Annotated in this window: 14 protein-coding genes; 9 read left to right on the plus strand and 5 right to left on the minus strand. The window is 56.1% G+C overall.

The window, feature by feature from the left end; all coding sequences use genetic code 11:
* Positions 1-813, plus strand: a complete 813-nt coding sequence (sapF, locus tag KGP26_RS15035) for a putrescine export ABC transporter ATP-binding protein SapF (protein ID WP_021182072.1) — start codon at positions 1-3, stop codon at positions 811-813.
* Between the two features lie 533 nt (positions 814-1,346).
* Complete coding sequence (locus KGP26_RS15040) at positions 1,347-2,525, plus strand: hypothetical protein (RefSeq protein WP_021806553.1); 1,179 nt, start codon at positions 1,347-1,349, stop codon at positions 2,523-2,525.
* Here the strand turns inward: KGP26_RS15040 and KGP26_RS15045 are convergent.
* Complete coding sequence (locus KGP26_RS15045; RefSeq protein ID WP_223664196.1) at positions 2,514-3,410, minus strand: LysR family transcriptional regulator; 897 nt, start codon at positions 3,408-3,410, stop codon at positions 2,514-2,516. The two genes, KGP26_RS15040 and KGP26_RS15045, sit on opposite strands and share 12 nt — an antisense overlap.
* A gap of 204 nt (positions 3,411-3,614) precedes the next feature.
* On the opposite strand from KGP26_RS15045, the gene KGP26_RS15050 reads away from it, so the two are divergent.
* The 3 genes from KGP26_RS15050 to KGP26_RS15060 all read left to right on the plus strand — a co-directional run bounded on the left by KGP26_RS15050 (position 3,615) and on the right by KGP26_RS15060 (position 10,323).
* Positions 3,615-5,921, plus strand: a complete 2,307-nt coding sequence (locus KGP26_RS15050; RefSeq protein WP_223664198.1) for an FdhF/YdeP family oxidoreductase — start codon at positions 3,615-3,617, stop codon at positions 5,919-5,921.
* A gap of 159 nt (positions 5,922-6,080) precedes the next feature.
* Entirely contained in the window at positions 6,081-8,015 is a 1,935-nt protein-coding gene (locus KGP26_RS15055; protein WP_094981402.1) for an exoribonuclease II, read from the plus strand.
* 241 nt (positions 8,016-8,256) lie between these two features.
* Entirely contained in the window at positions 8,257-10,323 is a 2,067-nt protein-coding gene (locus tag KGP26_RS15060) for a carbon starvation CstA family protein (protein WP_021806557.1), read from the plus strand.
* Between the two features lie 89 nt (positions 10,324-10,412).
* On the opposite strand, the gene fsa is transcribed toward KGP26_RS15060, so the two are convergent.
* Complete coding sequence (gene fsa / locus KGP26_RS15065; RefSeq protein ID WP_021806558.1) at positions 10,413-11,078, minus strand: fructose-6-phosphate aldolase; 666 nt, start codon at positions 11,076-11,078, stop codon at positions 10,413-10,415.
* A 147-nt stretch (positions 11,079-11,225) separates the two neighbouring features.
* Between fsa and KGP26_RS15070 the strand changes: the two genes are divergently transcribed.
* Genes KGP26_RS15070 through KGP26_RS15080 form a run of 3 tightly spaced genes read left to right on the plus strand, consistent with a single transcriptional unit; the run spans position 11,226 to position 15,360 of the window.
* A complete protein-coding gene (locus KGP26_RS15070; protein ID WP_223664200.1) occupies positions 11,226-12,128 on the plus strand; it encodes a glycyl-radical enzyme activating protein in 903 nt (300 codons plus the stop codon).
* Positions 12,129-12,132: 4 nt separating this feature from the next.
* Positions 12,133-14,565, plus strand: a complete 2,433-nt coding sequence (locus tag KGP26_RS15075) for a formate C-acetyltransferase/glycerol dehydratase family glycyl radical enzyme (RefSeq protein ID WP_094981321.1) — start codon at positions 12,133-12,135, stop codon at positions 14,563-14,565.
* 48 nt (positions 14,566-14,613) lie between these two features.
* On the plus strand, positions 14,614-15,360 hold the full coding sequence (locus tag KGP26_RS15080; RefSeq protein ID WP_037376111.1) for a DNA-binding transcriptional regulator YciT: 747 nt from the start codon (positions 14,614-14,616) through the stop codon (positions 15,358-15,360).
* A gap of 32 nt (positions 15,361-15,392) precedes the next feature.
* On the opposite strand, the gene araD is transcribed toward KGP26_RS15080, so the two are convergent.
* The gene (gene araD / locus KGP26_RS15085; protein WP_059200935.1) at positions 15,393-16,088 is read right to left on the minus strand and encodes an L-ribulose-5-phosphate 4-epimerase; all 696 of its coding nucleotides are present in this window, start codon (positions 16,086-16,088) and stop codon (positions 15,393-15,395) included.
* 376 nt (positions 16,089-16,464) lie between these two features.
* Here araD and osmB point away from each other — a divergent pair, with 376 nt between their 5' ends.
* Positions 16,465-16,683, plus strand: a complete 219-nt coding sequence (gene osmB / locus KGP26_RS15090) for an osmotically-inducible lipoprotein OsmB (protein WP_037375983.1) — start codon at positions 16,465-16,467, stop codon at positions 16,681-16,683.
* Positions 16,684-16,834: 151 nt separating this feature from the next.
* Here osmB and yciH read toward each other — a convergent pair whose 3' ends face one another.
* Both yciH and pyrF read right to left on the minus strand, forming a co-directional pair.
* Positions 16,835-17,161: a stress response translation initiation inhibitor YciH gene (gene yciH, locus KGP26_RS15095; protein WP_021806564.1), complete on the minus strand. Its 327-nt coding sequence runs from the start codon at positions 17,159-17,161 to the stop codon at positions 16,835-16,837.
* A 10-nt stretch (positions 17,162-17,171) separates the two neighbouring features.
* Entirely contained in the window at positions 17,172-17,900 is a 729-nt protein-coding gene (pyrF, locus tag KGP26_RS15100; RefSeq protein ID WP_021182086.1) for an orotidine-5'-phosphate decarboxylase, read from the minus strand.
* Positions 17,901-17,990 lie beyond the last annotated feature (90 nt).

Genomic DNA, 17,990 nt, shown 5'->3' on the forward strand with positions numbered 1-17,990 from the left:
ATGGAAACGCTGTTGGAAGTGCGCAACCTGACCAAAACCTACCGCTATCGTACCGGGCTGTTCCGCCGCCAGCATGTGGAAGCGGTCAAGTCAGTCAGTTTTACCCTGCGTGAAGGCCAGACGCTGGCGATCATCGGTGAGAACGGCTCGGGTAAGTCAACTCTGGCGAAGATGCTTTCCGGCATGGTGGAACCCTCTTCGGGTGAAGTGCTGATCGACGACCATGCGTTGGCCTATGGCGATTATCGCTACCGCAGCCAGCGCATTCGTATGATTTTCCAGGATCCGAGCACCTCACTCAACCCACGCCAGCGCATCGGTCAGTTGCTTGATGCACCGCTACGTTTGAACACCGATCTGGAAGCCGCAGAACGCGAGGTGCGGATCAACCAGACCCTGCGCCAGGTAGGGATGCTGCCGGACCACGCTTATTATTATCCGCACATGCTCGCCTCCGGGCAGAAACAGCGCGTGGCGCTGGCGCGGGCGTTGATCCTGCAACCCAAGGTGATTGTTGCCGACGAGGCGTTGGCCTCGCTGGATATGTCGATGCGTTCGCAGATCATCAACCTGATGCTGGAGCTCCAGGAAAAGCACGGTATCGCCTATATTTATGTGACGCAGCATCTGGGGATGATGAAGCATATCAGCGACCAGGTGATGGTAATGCATGAAGGGGAAATCGTGGAGCGTGGCAGCACCGCCGAAGTGCTGGCCGCACCGCTGCACGACCTCACCAAGCGGCTGATTGCCAGCCACTTTGGCGAAGCGCTCACTGCCGATGCCTGGCGACGTGACGGCGGCAGGTTTTAATTCCGCTAACACTCGATATCTTACTGTGCCGCAATTAGTTGCCAAAATCCGTGATAATTACCCATAACTGGCGCTAATCTAGCGCCATTACAACCATGGCACGGCGTAGTTATGCCGTGCCATGGTGCAAATCTTGAGCAAGGTTACATCATCTCAGTAAACGTTCAATTACCAGCCATCTTGTATGCTGCGGTAGTTGGAGCCTTGGGGATGCCATCTTGCTACTCATCGATCCGACCGCTAACTATTTTATTCCTTTACGTTATTAATTAGCACTTAACATTATTTTATCTCGCCAAACGAATCGGTGAGGATATCCGCTACGTTGAGCCATGCAAACAACAGGATATCGCGCTGATGAACAATGCTCGCCACCAACGCCTCTCACAACTGATGCTCATCTTCGCCGCCGGCTTCGCTATTTATGGTCATGGTCTATGCAGCCATGACTGACGCCTGCTCCGTGGTTTTTTACCCTGCCACCGTTGCCAACCGCAGCGGTGGCTTGTTGTATTGAAGAAGGATTTTATCCGATGGACCATCGCCTAACCCCTTTCCAGTGGTACCACGAAACCCAGCGTAGTTCAGGCGACAGTTCGCCACTCGAGCCTGCCGCTGCAAGCTTGCGGGAGCGTTTTTTGTTAGGCCTGGGTACGTTTACCGACGAGGGATTGAACGCCGCCCTCAGCCATCGCATTGACGTTTTTACTGCGTCTTCGGCCTGCTATTCAGTGCTGTTCCCCGAGCAAGTTATCGCTTCGCGAGAAGTGACATTGTCACCTTACGATCGTCTGTCGACGGCCCTGACGGTGGCGCAGGTCACCGGCGTACAATCGCTTTGTAGCCATTACGCCGCTCGCCTCGCCCCTCTGGACAGCCCGGATGCTACGCGGGAAAGCAATGTCCGCCTGGCACAAATCACCCAATACGCCCGCCAACTCGCCAGCCAGCCGACCCTGATTTGCTCCAAGGCTATACAACAGCTCGGCGAAGTTGGCCTGAGCACGCAAGATACTGTGACCTTTTCGCAAATCATCGGTTTCATTAGCTATCAAGCACGGGTGGTCGCCGGTATTGCAGCACTTGCAGGCAGACCCGCCGTGGTGTTACCCGGTTTTCCCCAAATCGAAGATGCCGCTCCGGCAGGATTTTCCTGTACGGAACGGTCATGGCAAGCTCGCCTGCCGGAGATCGTCGTCGAGCAGGCCCAGGCTCGGCAGCTCGACATTCTGGACCAAAGCCACCCGGACGCCCGCAGCGAGTCTTATTACCTGCTGTTGGCTCACGACGCGCCTGCCCTACATGAGCGCAATGCGGTATTTAACAGTATTAATCACCCAGTTAACGGACTATCTGCACGCCTGAAGGCTTTGGTTGCTCTGGTGACATCACGCATTAATGGCAGCCATTACTGTGCCGGCACGCTAGCCCATAACATTGCCGATCGGGAGTTGGCACTGGCATTAGTGGCTGGGATTGATAACGCGCTTGAGGTGGCCGACGATCCGGTGACCGCTGCCGTGATCGGCGTGACAGCCGATCTGACGCGAACACCTGAGAAATTCACGGCACAAAACGTGCAGCCGTTGCTTAACAGCGGATTGGATCGGTCGCAGGCATTGGACGTAATTTTAACCGGCGCGCTGTACGCCTGGGAAAACAGGCTGCGTTACAGTCTTGGCGATGCAGTAGAAGTCGAGCTAGCGCAATAACCACGCCTGAGCCGCATCAAAAAAGTGCTGTGCCAGCGGCGTGGCCCTTGCAGGTTCGGCGATCACCAAGGCGGCATGACGTGACATCGGCGCAATGGCAACGCTGCGCCGTTGCAGCTGCGGCATCATTTCCATCTGCAAATTTCCGCTGGGGAATAACCCGCATCCCAAACCGACAAAAATCCCCTGTAGCAGTTGGAAGATCGAGGTGGTTTCCATCCGGGTATGCAACGTTAAGCCCTCCTCACGAAACTGCTGATCCAGGTAACGACGGAAGTAACGCGTTGGCTCAGCCAGGCATAATGGCAGCGCTGCCACGGTTGCCAGCGTTAGTGGACTTTCCCCCACCAGCTCGGGAAAATGCTGCGGATGAAACACCAGGTCAATGCCGCTGTCGGCCAAAGATTGGGACTGGAAATGCAGTTCCTTGAGCGTTGGTAGCTCAAAGAAACCGATGCCGATATCCACCGTATGCGCGGTCAGCGCTTCCAGCAGTTGATCGGCGCTCAATACCGCTACGCGATAGTCCAACTGCGGGTAACGCTCGCTGACCGCCTTCAACATTTGCGCTAACGAAATGCTGCACTGCGGCACGGTGCCGATGCGCAACGTGCCGTTCAACCCGTGTTTCAGCGACTCTACTTCCAGCTTCAGCCCCTGATAAACGGAAACAATTTCCCGCGCCCAAGCCAAGACCCGCTCACCTTCGGCGGTGAAGCCCTCAAAGTTGTTGCCACGGTTGATCAACGAGACACCCAGCTCTTTTTCCAGATTTTTCAGCCGCATGGATAAGGTCGGCTGGCTGACAAAGCTGGCCTCTGCGGCGCGGCCGAAGTGGCGTTCCCGCTCAAGATTACACAGGTAGATCAGTTGCTTAATATCCATGTATTGGCCCGGAAAATGATTTCTGCGTGAAGTATATCATTTGCTACGGCTTTGCTGGCAGCGGCGATAAGTGCCGTCTATCCCATCATTGCTCTATTCGATTAGACGCCAAGCCCTCACGCCCCTAGACTTGCCACATAAATACTCAAAATGCTTAAAAAGGCATTTACCTTTTAGCTACATTAATCACCTGCGAAGAAAATCATGAAATTTAAACCGTCAATCAAGCCTTATCGCGGCGCGGCGGGCGGCTGGGGCTCATTGGAAGCCACCACCCGCTATGTGTTCGACAGCAAACAGGCGCTGAAAAATCTGCGCAACCTGATGCGCGTTAACAAAGCGCGCGGTTTCGATTGCCCCGGCTGTGCCTGGGGCGATGACAACCACAGCACCTTCAGCTTCTGCGAGAACGGGGCCAAGGCGGTCAGTTGGGAAGCGACACGCAATGCGGTAGAACCAGCATTCTTTGCAACCCACAGCGTCAGCACCCTGCGCGAGCAGAGCGACTACTTCCTGGAGTATCAAGGCCGGTTGACGCATCCAATGCGCTACGACGTCAAGACCGATCGCTATCAGCCCATCACCTGGCCGGATGCCTTCAAACTTATCGCCAGCCATATCCAGGCAATGGATAATCCCAACCAGATTGAGCTATACACCTCAGGCCGCGCCAGCAATGAAGCCTCCTACCTTTATCAGCTGTTTGGCCGGATGCTCGGCACCAGCAACTTCCCAGACTGTTCCAATATGTGCCACGAAGCCAGTGGCGTAGGCCTCAAGCAGAGCATTGGCGTCGGCAAAGGCACCATCCGTATGGATGACTTCGAGCAAGCCGACGCGATTTTTGTATTTGGCCAAAACCCCGGCACCAACCATCCCCGCATGCTGCACAGCCTGAAACACGCAGCCAGCCGGGGGGCACGCATCGTCAGTTTCAATACCCTGCGCGAACGCGGGCTGGAAAGGTTTGCCGACCCGCAAAACCCGATCCAGATGCTGACGCCCAAATCCTCCCCCATCAGTTCGGCCTACTTCCAGCCCAACCTGGGTGGCGATATGGCGGCAGTGCGCGGCATGGTGAAGGCACTACTGGAAACCCATCGCCAGCGGATTGCCGCCAATAAACCAGGACTGTTCGACCAGCCGTTTATCGATCGGCATTGCGTGGGCATCGAAGATTATCTGGCTCAGGTGGATGCCACCTCATGGCAACAGATCACCACGCAATCCGGGTTGAGTGAAACCCAGCTACGTCATGCGGCGGCGATTTACCAAGGCGCAGAGCGTGTTATCTGCACTTGGGCGATGGGCGTGACGCAGCATAAGCACTCCGTACCGACGGTGCGCGAGATCACCAACCTGCAATTGCTGTTCGGCCAGTTGGGCAAGCCAGGCGCGGGCCTATGTCCGGTACGCGGCCACAGCAACGTGCAAGGCAACCGCACCATGGGCATCGATGAGAAAGCCCCCAAGGCGCTGTTGGATAGTTTGGAGCAGCATTTTGGCTTTAGCCCACGCCGCGAGATCGGTCACAATACGGTCGAGGCCATTGAAGCGATGCTACGTGGTGAGGTCAAGGTGCTGATTGCGCTTGGAGGTAACCTTGCAGCAGCGGCACCGGATACCGAGCGTACCGCCCAAGCCCTACGCCGTTGTGACTTGACGGTGCATATCAGCACCAAGCTGAACCGCAGCCATCTGATCACAGGTAAAGATGCGCTGATCCTGCCGACGCTGGGGCGTACCGAGTTGGATATGCAGGCCAGCGGCCCGCAATACATCACGGTGGAAGATTCCTTCAGTATGGTGCACGCCTCCGAAGGCATCGGCAAACCGCTGGCAGACACCCAGCGTTCTGAAACCGCGATTGTTTGCGGCATTGCCGACGCGGTACTTGGCAACCAACAGCTGGACTGGCTGGAGCTGGCCGACGATTATTCACTGATCCGCCAGCATATTCAGGCCACCATTCCCGGCTTTGACGATTTTAACCAGCGCTGTGAGCAACCAGGAGGGTTCTATCTGGGCAACGCCGCTGCCGAATTGCGCTTTGCAACTCAGAGCGGCAAAGCTGAGTTCAGTGCCGCTCCACTACCCGATACGTTGTTCCCGCAAATCGGGGCAGAAAAAGCGCCGTTCGTGCTGCAAACCCTGCGTTCACACGATCAGTACAACACCACCATCTATGGACTGGACGATCGCTATCGCGGTGTTTACGGCCAGCGCGAAGTGCTGTTTATTCATCCCGAAGATTTAGCCGATCTTGGTCTGCAGGATGGGGAGTTGGTGGAAATCGAAACCTTGTGGAACGATGGCGTAACCAGAAAGGTCAGCGGCTTCAAGCTGGTTAGCTACGATATCCCACGCGGTAATCTGGCAGCCTACTATCCCGAAACCAACCCGCTGGTGCCGCTGGCCAGTTTTGGTGATGGCACCGGCACGCCGACCTCCAAATCGGTTCCCGTCGCCATCCGCCGCTGCGCTCAAGCACCTACGTTGCGTATCGTTTAGTTCGAACGGACGTGGCATGTCGCGTCCCTGGAGCAGTATTGCGTTAATAATCGCGAGCCTTCGTCGGAAAAGCGTGACGTTTGGCTTGCCCGCAAGGAGTGATTCGCGTAAAACTGTCAGCCGCAAATCTTGCCACTCACAACCCATTCACTGGACGATATGTTTCAAGATAACCCGCTGCTGGCGCAGCTTAAACAGCAACTTCACTCTCAAACCCCGCGTGTTGAAGGCGTAGTAAAAGGGACTGAGAAAGGTTTTGGCTTTTTAGAAGTCGACGGGCAGAAAAGTTACTTTATTCCGCCGCCGTACATGAAAAAAGTCATGCATGGGGATCGTATCGTCGCCACCCTGCATACCGAAAAAGAGCGCGAAATCGCTGAACCGGAAACCCTGGTTGAGCCTTTCCTGTCGCGCTTTGTTGGCCGGGTGCAGAAAAAAGACGATCGCCTGTCGATTATCCCCGATCATCCGTTGCTGAAAGACGCGATCCCATGCCGTCCGGCGCGTGAAGTCACCCATAACTTCCAGGCCGGTGACTGGGCCGTCGCAGAAATGCGCCGTCATCCACTGAAAGGCGATCGCACTTTCAATGCCGATCTGACTCAGTTCATCACCGACGGTGAAGATCACTTCGCGCCGTGGTGGGTCACGCTGGCTCGTCATAATCTTGAAAAAGAAGCGCCAGACATGGTCGCGATCTCCGAACAAGAGACCGCTCTGATCCGTGAGGACCTGACCGCGCTGGACTTCGTCACCATCGATAGCGCCAGCACCGAAGATATGGACGATGCGCTGCACGTGCAAGACAACGGTGACGGCTCGCTGCTGTTGACCATCGCCATTGCCGATCCTACCGCCTACGTCGAGCAAGGCAGCAATCTGGATGAAATCGCCCGCAAGCGCGCGTTCACCAACTACCTGCCGGGCTTCAATATTCCGATGTTGCCGCGCGATCTATCCGACAACCTGTGCTCGCTGCGCCCGAATGAGCGCCGTTCGGTGCTGGCTTGCCGCGTGACTATCGCCGCAGACGGTGCGCTGGGCAACGATATCCATTTCTTCGCCGCTGAAATCGAGTCCAAAGCCAAACTGGTTTATGACGAGGTTTCTGACTGGCTGGATGGCGTCGCAGGCTGGCAACCACCGAGCGAGAGCATCGCACAGCAGATCACCTTGCTTAAACAGGTTTGCGATGCACGCAGCGCCTGGCGCCATCAGCATGCCCTGGTATTCAAGGATCGCCCGGACTACCGCTTTGTCCTAGGCGAGAAAGGCGAAGTGCTGGACATCGTGACCGAACAGCGCCGCACCGCCAACCGTATTGTTGAAGAGTGCATGATCGCCGCCAACGTCTGTGCCGCCCTGGTGCTGCGCGATCGTCTGGGCTTTGGCATCTATAACGTGCATAACGGCTTTGATCCGGCCCTGGTTGAGCAAGCGGTCGCCGTATTGCAGGCCAACGGCGTTGAAGCCGATGCCGAGAAGCTGCTGACCCTGGAAGGATTCTGCGAACTGCGCCGTCACCTCGACTCGCAGCCAACCCAGTTCCTGGACAGCCGCATCCGCCGCTTCCAGACCTTTGCCGAGATCAGCACCACGCCTGGCCCGCACTTCGGTCTGGGGCTGGAGGCGTACGCCACCTGGACCTCTCCGATCCGTAAGTATGGCGATATGGTCAACCATCGTCTGCTGAAAGCTATTATCAGCGAGCAGGCAGCGGAAAAACCGCAGGACGACGTCACCGTGCAACTGGCCGAGCGTCGCCGTTTGAACCGCATGGCAGAGCGCGACGTTGGTGACTGGTTGTATGCCCGTTTCCTCAAGGATAAGGCCGGAACCGATGAACGTTTCAACGCCGAGATCATCGACGTAACGCGTGGTGGCCTGCGCGTACGCCTGTTGGACAACGGCGCGATGGCCTTTATCCCTGCCCCGTTTATCCACGCGGTTCGCGACGAGATGGTGTGTAGCCAAGAGACCGGCACCGTGCAGGTGAAGGGCGAAGTGGTTTATCGCCAGAGCGATAGTCTGCAGGTGAACATTGCCGAAGTGCGTATGGAAACCCGCAGCGTAATTGCCAGACCGGTGGCCTAACGTTATCCGTGTTCGATCAAGGCGATACTTCGGTATCGCCTTTTTTTATGCCTGCAACAACCTATTCTGTCCCCGTATGGCACGCTTCTTTCAGCAAACTCCAACTGAGTTCACATTTCTGATCCGACCAGCCACCGTCCGCGTTCAAACCTCCTACGTTTAATGAGTCGTTAACGTTTTGACGGACTCACAAACTAAAAAAATCACCTTTCTACCTCTGCACAACAAGGAGTTGCGGAACATGAAAAACGTCAAGTCAGCCATAATCTGGCTCGCGGTGGCGCTGGTCGGTGCCTTCGCTTTCGGCATGCTTGCCTTGAGCCGTGGGGAACACGTCAACGCTGTCTGGCTGGTGGTGGCTTCCGTCGCCTGCTACAGCATTGCCTACCGCTTCTATAGCCGGTTTATTGCCAAGAACGTCTTTGAACTCGATGACCGTCGGTTAACGCCAGCGGAACGCCATAACGATGGCCTGGACTATGTACCCACCAACAAATGGGTGCTGTTTGGTCACCACTTTGCCGCGATTGCCGGTGCTGGCCCGCTGGTTGGGCCGATCCTGGCTGCGCAGATGGGCTTCCTGCCTGGTACCATCTGGATATTGGTTGGGGTGATGTTGGCTGGGGCGGTGCAAGATTTCCTGATCCTGTTTATCTCCACCCGCCGCGACGGACGCTCGCTGGGGGAAATGGCCAAGCAGGAGTTAGGCGCCTTTGCCGGTGTGGTAACCATGCTGGGCGCACTTGGGGTGATGATCATCATCCTCTCGGCGCTGGCGTTGGTGGTCGTTAAAGCGCTGGCAGACAGCCCTTGGGGTCTGTTCACCATTGCTGCCACCATCCCGATTGCGCTGTTTATGGGCGTTTACATGCGCTTTATCCGCCCAGGCAAGATTGCCGAGGTTTCGCTGATCGGCTTTGTGCTGATGATGATGGCGATCATCTACGGTGGCAACATCGCCATGCATCCATACTGGGGGCCGTTCTTTACCCTGCACGGCACCACCCTGACCTGGGTGCTGGTGATTTATGGTTTTGTCGCTTCGGTGCTGCCGGTGTGGTTGTTGCTTGCTCCGCGTGACTATCTTTCTACCTTCCTGAAAATCGGTGTGATCGTGGGGCTGGCGGTGGGCATTGTGTTCGCGATGCCGGAAATGAGAATGCCGGCGGTGTCACGCTTTATCGATGGCAGCGGCCCGGTGTTTGCCGGTTCACTGTTCCCGTTCCTGTTTATTACCATTGCCTGTGGCGCAATCTCCGGGTTCCACGCCCTGGTCTCCAGTGGCACCACACCGAAGCTGGTTGAGCGTGAGAGCCATATCCGCTTTATTGGCTACGGCGGCATGCTGATGGAGTCCTTCGTGGCCATCATGGCGCTGATTTGCGCTTCGGTGATCGACCCAGGCGTCTACTTCGCCATGAACTCACCGGCGGCGCTGATCGGCACCACGGTGGAAAGTGCTTCACAGGCAATTAACAGCTGGGGCTTTATGGTCACCCCGGAAACGCTGACGCAGATTGCCCATGATGTGGGCGAGAAGTCGGTGCTGTCCAGAGCCGGTGGCGCGCCAACCTTTGCCGTTGGCATGGCTCATATCATCAGCGAGGTGTTTAACAGCCGGGCGATGATGGCCTTCTGGTATCACTTTGCCATCCTGTTTGAAGCCCTGTTTATCCTCACTGCGGTGGATGCGGGCACCCGCGCCTGTCGCTTTATGGTGCAGGATCTGGTTGGCGTAGCCATTCCACGGCTGGCGAACAACCGCTCCTGGTTCGGCAACCTGGCTGGCACCACCGTGGCCGTGGCCGGTTGGGGCTTCTTTGTTTATCAGGGCGTCGTGGATCCGTTAGGTGGGATCAATACGCTGTGGCCGCTGTTCGGCATTGGTAACCAGATGCTGGCTTCAATGGCGCTGATCCTGGGCACCGTAGTGCTGTTCAAGATGAAGAAACAGCGTTACGCCTGGGTGACCATTTTGCCGACCATCTGGCTGTTTATCACCTCAATGACGGCGGGCTGGCAAAAGATTTTCCATGAAAAACCAAGCATCGGCTTCCTGGCGCAGGCGAAGAAATTCTCTGCCGGGATTGAATCGAACACGGTTATCGCCCCGGCCAAATCCATTGCGGATATGCAGACCATCGTGTTTGCCAATCAGATTAACGCCGCGTTGTGCGCCTTCTTTATGCTGGTTGCGGTGACGATGCTGGTTTCGGCCTTCTTCGTGGTGCGCCGCGCGTTGGGTTCCAAAACGCCTACGGTACGTGAAAGCACGATTGTACTGCGTGAGGAAACCGGGCGTGTCTAACTGAACGGCCAGGCTACGGGATGAGCCAGTTGAAACAGTCTCATCGAATGCCTACAAGGGCGGCCAGGTGCCGCCCTTTTCAATGCACTTTAGCTTATCAGCGTCGTGCCGAAAGCCCCCTGCCAATCCTGTTCAAACTTCTCTACCGCCGCCTGAACCGCCGGAGTGGAAATAAACTGTTCTGCCACATCCACCGGTAAAGTGATCGACTGGCAACCTGCCAACAGACACTCCAACGCCTGACGTGGCGTTTTGAAGCTGGCCGCCAACACCTTGGCGTGAGGAGCATGCAGCGACAACAGCTGTTGTAACTCGTGCACCATTTCAACGCCGTCGCCACCCTGTGCGTCCAGACGGTTAACGTAAGGTGCCACATACTCTGCCCCGGCCAACGCCGCCAGCAGCCCCTGACCAGCGCCGTAAACGGCGGTACCCAAGGTGGGGATCGACATGGATTTCAGCTTCTTGATTGCCGCCAGCCCTTCTGCGGTGGTGGGGATCTTGACTACCAGGCCCGGCACCCGTTGACTCAGCAGGACGGCTTCGGCAACCATACGTTCTGCGTCGTTGGCCATCACCTGGGCAAACAGCTTGCCGGTACCGCCTAACGCATCACGCAAGGCAGGCAGAACCTCCCAGATCGGCTTGCCTTCTTTGGCAACGATGCTTGGGTTGGTGGTCACACCGTGCAGCGGCAAGACGCGCGCCAAACGTTTCACTGCGCTGACGTCGGCAGTATCGAGATACAGTTCCATAACCTTCTCCTGATTCTTTTGTGGGCAGATTCAAACTCTGAACATAATAAGCGAAAAAAGCCGCCATCATTTGATTAAAATCAAATCAACTTTCATTCGAAACCTATTTAATTTACGTAAGAAGATTTTAGACTTCACAGGTGACGAATGCTTTTCAATCTACAGCGCTACTCAACACATGACGGCCCTGGCATCCGCAGCGTGGTGTTCCTTAAGGGCTGCTCACTTGGCTGCCGCTGGTGCCAGAACCCGGAAAGCCGTTCGCGCCAGCAAGAGCTGCTGTTTGATGAGCGCCTGTGTCTGGCGACCTGTACCCTGTGCAGTGAGAGTTGCCCGCACGCTATCACCCGCGTTGACGACAACACCCTAACCCTGCAACGTTCGTTACTGACTGCCGCCGATTATGACGCATTAAACGGCTGTTGCCCAACTGGCGCGCTGAGCGTCTGCGGCACGGCGCTCGACCTTGATGCGGTGATGACCGAAGTGATGCGCGATAAACCTTACTATCTGCGTACCGGCGGTGGCCTGACGCTATCCGGTGGCGAGCCGTTTATGCAGCCAGAGGTTGCGGCTGAACTGCTCAAACGCGGGCGTGAGGCCGGTATCCATACCGCCGTAGAATCTTGCCTGCATACGCCTTGGTCCTATATCGAGCCATCTCTGCCCTGGCTAGACCTGATGCTGGCCGATCTGAAACACGTCGACCAAGTTCGCTTCAAGCAATGGACCGAAGGCTCCGCCAAACGCGTTATGGATAACTTCCGCCGCTTAGCTGCCGCTGGCACTCAGATCACCGTGCGAGTGCCGTTAATCCCCGAATTTAACGCCGATCGCGACTCAATCCGCGCCATTACCGACTTTGCCGCCGATGAAATCGGCGTCAAAGAGATCCATTTTTTACCGTACCACACGCTGGGGATGAATAAATACCATCTGCTCGGCGCGCCTTATTACGCTTCCCGTACCCCACTTGACGACCCCGAACTGCTGGCCTATGCCGAAGATTACGCCAGCGCCAAAGGTCTGACCGCCATTTTGCGAGGATAACACCATGACAACGCTGGATCTGACTACCCTGACCGAACGCACGCTAGCGCACAAGAACGCGCTGATCCATATCGTCAAGCCACCGGTCTGTACCGAACGCGCACAGCACTATACCGAAACGTACCAGCAGCATCAGGATAAGCCGCTGCCGGTAAGGCGTGCCATGGCGTTGGCCAACCATCTGGCCAAACGGAGCATCTGGATCAAGAATGATGAGCTGATTATCGGTAACCAGGCTAGCCAGTTACGTGCCGCGCCGATCTTCCCGGAATACACCGTCAGTTGGATCGAAAGCGAAATTGACGAGTTGGCCGATCGCCCCGGCGCTGGCTTCTCCGTCAGCGAACAGGATAAAAAGGTATTACACACCCTGTGCCCATGGTGGCGTGGTCAGACCGTGCAAGATCGCTGCTACGGCATGTTCACCGATGAGCAAAAAGCCCTGCTGGCTACCGGTATCATCAAGGCGGAAGGCAACATGACGTCTGGCGATGCGCACCTGGCGGTCAACTTCCCGCTGTTGCTGGAAAAAGGTCTGGATGGCCTGCGTGAGAAAGTGTCTGAGCGCCGTGAACGCCTGCACCTGACCGACTGGGACGACCTGCATAAGGAACAGTTCCTCAAGGCCATCGACATCTCGCTGGACGCTCTCAGCGAGCACATCCTGCGCTTTGCCCAGTTGGCCCGTGAAATGGCCCAGGCAGAGCAACGCATCTGGCGGCGTGAAGAGCTATTGACCATGGCAGCCAACTGCGAACTGATCGCCCATCAACCGCCACAGACCTTCTGGCAGGCGCTGCAACTGTGTTACTTCATTCAGCTGTTCCTGCAGATCGAATCCAACGGCCACTCGGTATCCTTCGGCCGCCTAGACCAATATCTGTATCCTTGGTATCGCCGTGACGTGGAGTTGGAGCAAAGCCTGCCGCGCGAAAAAGCCATAGAGATGCTGCACAGCTGCTGGTTGAAACTGCTGGAAGTGAACAAGATCCGTTCCGGCTCGCACTCCAAAGCCTCCGCCGGTAGCCCGCTGTATCAGAACGTCACCATCGGCGGCCAGAAACTGGTCAATGGCCAGCCTTGTGACGCGGTCAACCCGCTCTCTTACACCATTCTGGAATCCTGTGGCCGTCTGCGTTCAACGCAGCCTAACCTCAGCGTGCGCTATCACGCCGGGATCAGTAATGATTTCCTCGACGCCTGCGTGCAGGTGATCCGCTGCGGCTTCGGCATGCCGGCGTTTAACAACGATGAGATCGTGATCCCCGAGTTTATCAAGCTGGGCGTCGAACCACAGGACGCCTATGATTACGCCGCGATCGGTTGCATCGAGACCGCCGTTGGCGGCAAATGGGGCTACCGCTGTACCGGGATGAGCTTTATCAACTTTGCCCGCGTGATGTTGGCAGCTCTGGAGCAAGGGCGCGACGCCACCTCCGGCAAGATTTTCCTGCCGCAGGAGCTGGGGCTGTCTCAGGGTAACTTTAGCCAGTTTGACCAAGTGCTGGATGCCTGGGATACGCAGATCCGCTATTACACCCGCAAATCGATTGAGATTGAGTGTGTAGTCGATACCGTGCTGGAAGAAAATGCCCACGACATTGTGTGCTCGGCTCTGGTGGATGATTGCATCGAGCGCGGCAAGAGTGTCAAACAAGGCGGTGCGAAATATGACTGGGTATCCGGTCTGCAGGTCGGGATCGCCAACCTGGGTAACAGCCTGGAAGCGGTACGCAAGCTGGTGTTCGATCAGGGGATTATTGGTCAGCAACAGCTGGCTCAGGCTCTTGCTAACGATTTTGCTGGCCTGGACGGCGAACAGCTGCGCCAACGCTTGATCAATGCGGCGCCAAAGTACGGCAACGACGTGGATGATGTCGATCAGTTGCTGGTACGTGCCTATCAGACCTATATCGACGAGCTGAAGCAGTATCACAACACCCGCTTTGGCCGTGGCCCGATCGGAGGTACCTACTATGCGGGCACCTCCTCCATTTCGGCCAACGTTCCGTTTGGTGCTGCCACCATGGCTACGCCAGACGGCCGTAAAGCGCATACGCCATTGGCGGAAGGGGCTAGCCCGGCTTCCGGCACCGACCATCTAGGCCCAACGGCAGTGTTCAACTCGCTGAGCAAACTGCCTACCGAATCGATTCTGGGTGGCGTGTTGCTGAACCAGAAGCTGAACCCGTCCACGCTGGAGAACCCGCGTGACCGAGAAAAATTGATGCTGATGTTGCGCACTTTCTTCGAGGCTTACCATGGCTGGCACGTGCAGTATAATATCGTGTCGCGGGAAACGCTGTTGGCCGCGAAGCAACATCCTGACCAATATCGTGATTTAGTGGTACGCGTAGCTGGATATTCTGCCTTCTTTACCGCATTATCCCCAGATGCGCAGGATGACATTATCGCGCGTACCGAACATACTCTTTAATCAGTGAATCGTTGCGGTCACCCTTTGGTGGCCGCCTATCAGGCCGCTATGAATTCAAGACAACAAACCATTTTGCAGTTGGTGAATGACCGCAGGCGCATCAGCGTTGGCGAACTGGCGCGCGCCTCTGGCGTTTCTGAGGTGACGATCCGTCAGGATCTCAATCTGTTAGAAAAACGCAGCTATCTGAAACGCGTTCACGGTTCTGCCGTTGCGCTGGAAAGCGACGACGTTGATGCCCGCATGATGTCCAACTTCACGCTTAAGCAGAAGCTGGCACAATATGCTGCATCGCTGGTCAACGATGGCGAAACCATCTTTATCGAGAGCGGTAGTGCCAACGCCTTACTGGCCCGCTATCTGGCCGAGCGCAAGCGCGTCACGCTGATCACCGTCAGCCATTACATCGCCCATCTGCTGAAAGAGACCGACTGCGATGTGATCGTTCTCGGCGGCATGTTCCAGAAGAAGAGTGAAACCGTGGTCGGCCCGTTAACCCGCATGTGTATCCAGCAGGTGCACTTCAGCAAGGCGTTTATCGGGGTGGATGGCTATCACGCGGAGACCGGCTTCACCGGCCGCGATATGATGCGTGCCGACGTGGTCAATGCGGTATTAGCCAAAGGCGTAGAGAACATAGTGCTGACCGACTCGTCAAAATTCGGCCAGATCCAACCTAATCCATTGGAACCCATGAGCCAGATTGGGCGGGTGATCACCGACTCGCGTATCGCCAACGACTACCAGCAGTTGCTTAAACGCCAGGGTATCAAGTTGGATCTGGTTAACGAATAACGGCTGCGGGGCCGTTCGGCCCCGTGGTGAGATTACTGCCCGTAATAGGCATGTGCTCCGTGCTTGCGCAGATAGTGCTTGTCCAACAGGCTCTGCTGCATATTGCCCAGCCCCGGTGCTAACTGACGCGAGAAGATCCCCATATAGGCCAACTCTTCCAACACCACGGCATTATGCACCGCGCCGTCAGCATCTTTGCCCCAGGCAAATGGACCGTGGGAATGTACCAGTACTGCCGGTATCTGAGCGGCATCCAACCCACGCTCTTTGAAGGTTTCGACGATCACCTGCCCGGTCTCCCACTCATAACGGCCGTTGATCTCTTCGTCGCGCATTAGCCTAGTACAGGGAATATCACCATAGAAGTAGTCCGCATGTGTCGTTCCCCACGCGGGGATGGCTAATCCGGCCTGTGCCCAAATGGTGGCATGGCGCGAGTGGGTATGAACGATCCCACCCGCTGCAGCAAAGTTCAGGTACAGCACCCGGTGGGTATCCGTATCGGAAGAAGGCTTTTTACTCCCCTCCACCACCTTGCCGCTCTCCAGTTCCACCACCACCATATCCTCACGGGTCATGGCATCATACTCAACGCCGGAAGGTTTGATCACCATCAGCCCCTGCTGGCGGTCTACGGCGCTGACATTGCCCCAGGTAAAGGTCACCAGATGATGGCGCGGAAGTTGAAGGTTGGCTTCCAGCACCTGTTGTTTTAGTTCGTTGAGCATGATCTTGTCCTTGTGGCTTGGTCTGCGACTATTGTCAGCAGGTGGGCAACAAGCCGGTATGGGATAGATCGCTAAAGACCACGTAGATTTCTGCTGGATACACCAAGATGTGTGGCGGCGGATTCGGAATAATCGCCTGCCGACCTAGGCTAAATTAAGACTATTTCCCTATTTATCCCTCGTCAGAGATTTATACTGAAACAAGGCGAAAAAACCGCCCTGATTTTTTATTTGCCCTGTCTTGTGCAATAAATGCCATTTTTTATTTCAAGGTCGTCTGGAAGACAGTCTCAGGCCAGTTTGCTGATTACTGCCTATACTAAAGCTGTGCTATGCCAGTAAAGTAGTTCCATATAGCCGATGCTAAGGAGAATTCATTATGATCATTAATCAACGTTTGGCCACTGCCGCAGTGGTGATCACCCTGGCTCTGTCGCTGAGTGCCTGTTCGAATATGTCTAAACGTGACCGCAACACGGCGATTGGTGCAGGTGCAGGTGCGGTAGGCGGTGCGGTGCTGACTAACGGCAGCGCGTTGGGGACCGTCGGCGGTGCCGCTGTTGGTGGCATCATCGGTCACCAGGTGAGTAAATAAGCCACGGCTTGCTGATACCTCTGCCGATAGGCTGACAAAAGCGTTCACGCTTTGACGTCTAATTGAAAAAAACTTTCAGGTCTATTTTTACGTTTATCATTTCGATGAATGCAGCCGCAGTGACACACTGCGGCATATTTCATTTAGCTGCTCAACCGCCAGCCAGCTTAACCTTCATGCCCTTGGCTTCCAGCAGTTGCTTTAGCAGGTCACGTTTGTCGCCCTGGATTTCGATCACACCATCCTTCACCGAGCCACCACAACCGCATTTCTTTTTCAGTTCGGCAGCCAGTTTATCCAGTGCCGCATCATCCAGATCGACACCGGTGATCAGGCAAACCCCCTTGCCTTTTCTGCCGCTGGTCTGGCGTTGAATACGCACGATGCCATCGCCTTTGACACGCTCTGGCTTGGCTTCTTCCTGCTTGATACGCCCGCTGTCGGTAGAGTACACCAGGCGGCTGTTATCATCATTCATGCTGGGTTCCTTAAACCAGTGAGGCTCGAATAGCGCTGAGCGCTGCCGCGGGATCGGCGGATTGCGTAATCGGACGGCCGATCACCATATAATCAACTCCGGCGGCCAGAGCCTGCACCGGTGTCATCACGCGGCGTTGATCGCCTGCGGCACTGCCTTCAGGGCGAATACCAGGAGTAACCAGTTGGAACTGGTCGCCACAAGCAGCTTTCAGGCGTGAAGCTTCCTGCGCAGAACAGACCACACCGTCCAGGCCACAGTCGCGCGTCAGGCGAGCCAGTCTTTCCGCCTGCTCTGCCGGGCTGAGTTCGATACCAATGGCGCGCAGATCTTCCGCCTCCATGCTGGTGAGCACGGTGACGGCAATCAATAGCGGTGCATCCGCGCCATAAGGCAGCAGCGCCTCTTTGGCTGCGTTCATCATGCGAGCACCACCGCTGGCATGTACGTTCACCATCCATACGCCCAACTCCGCCGCAGCGGCTACGGCATGCGCCGTGGTGTTAGGAATATCGTGGAATTTCAAATCGAGGAACACCTCAAATCCGCGCTGATGCAGATCGCGCACGATCTCAGGCCCGAACAGGGTGAACATCTCTTTACCCACTTTTAGCCGGCAATCTTGCGGATCGATACGGTCGGCAAAGGCTAATGCGGCGGAACGGTCGGCGTAATCCAATGCCACGATGATGGGCGATGATTTTAAGTCATTGTTATTTGAGTTATTTTCAGACTTCATAGCTTCTACCTTGTGTGAAATGGACGTGATGAGTGAGCCGCCAGCAAAACTGACCGCCGCATTCTACATGCCAGACAGCGGAAATCCCAG

Source organism: Serratia sp. JSRIV002, assembly GCF_019968725.1.
Lineage (GTDB): Bacteria > Pseudomonadota > Gammaproteobacteria > Enterobacterales > Enterobacteriaceae > Chania > Chania fonticola_B.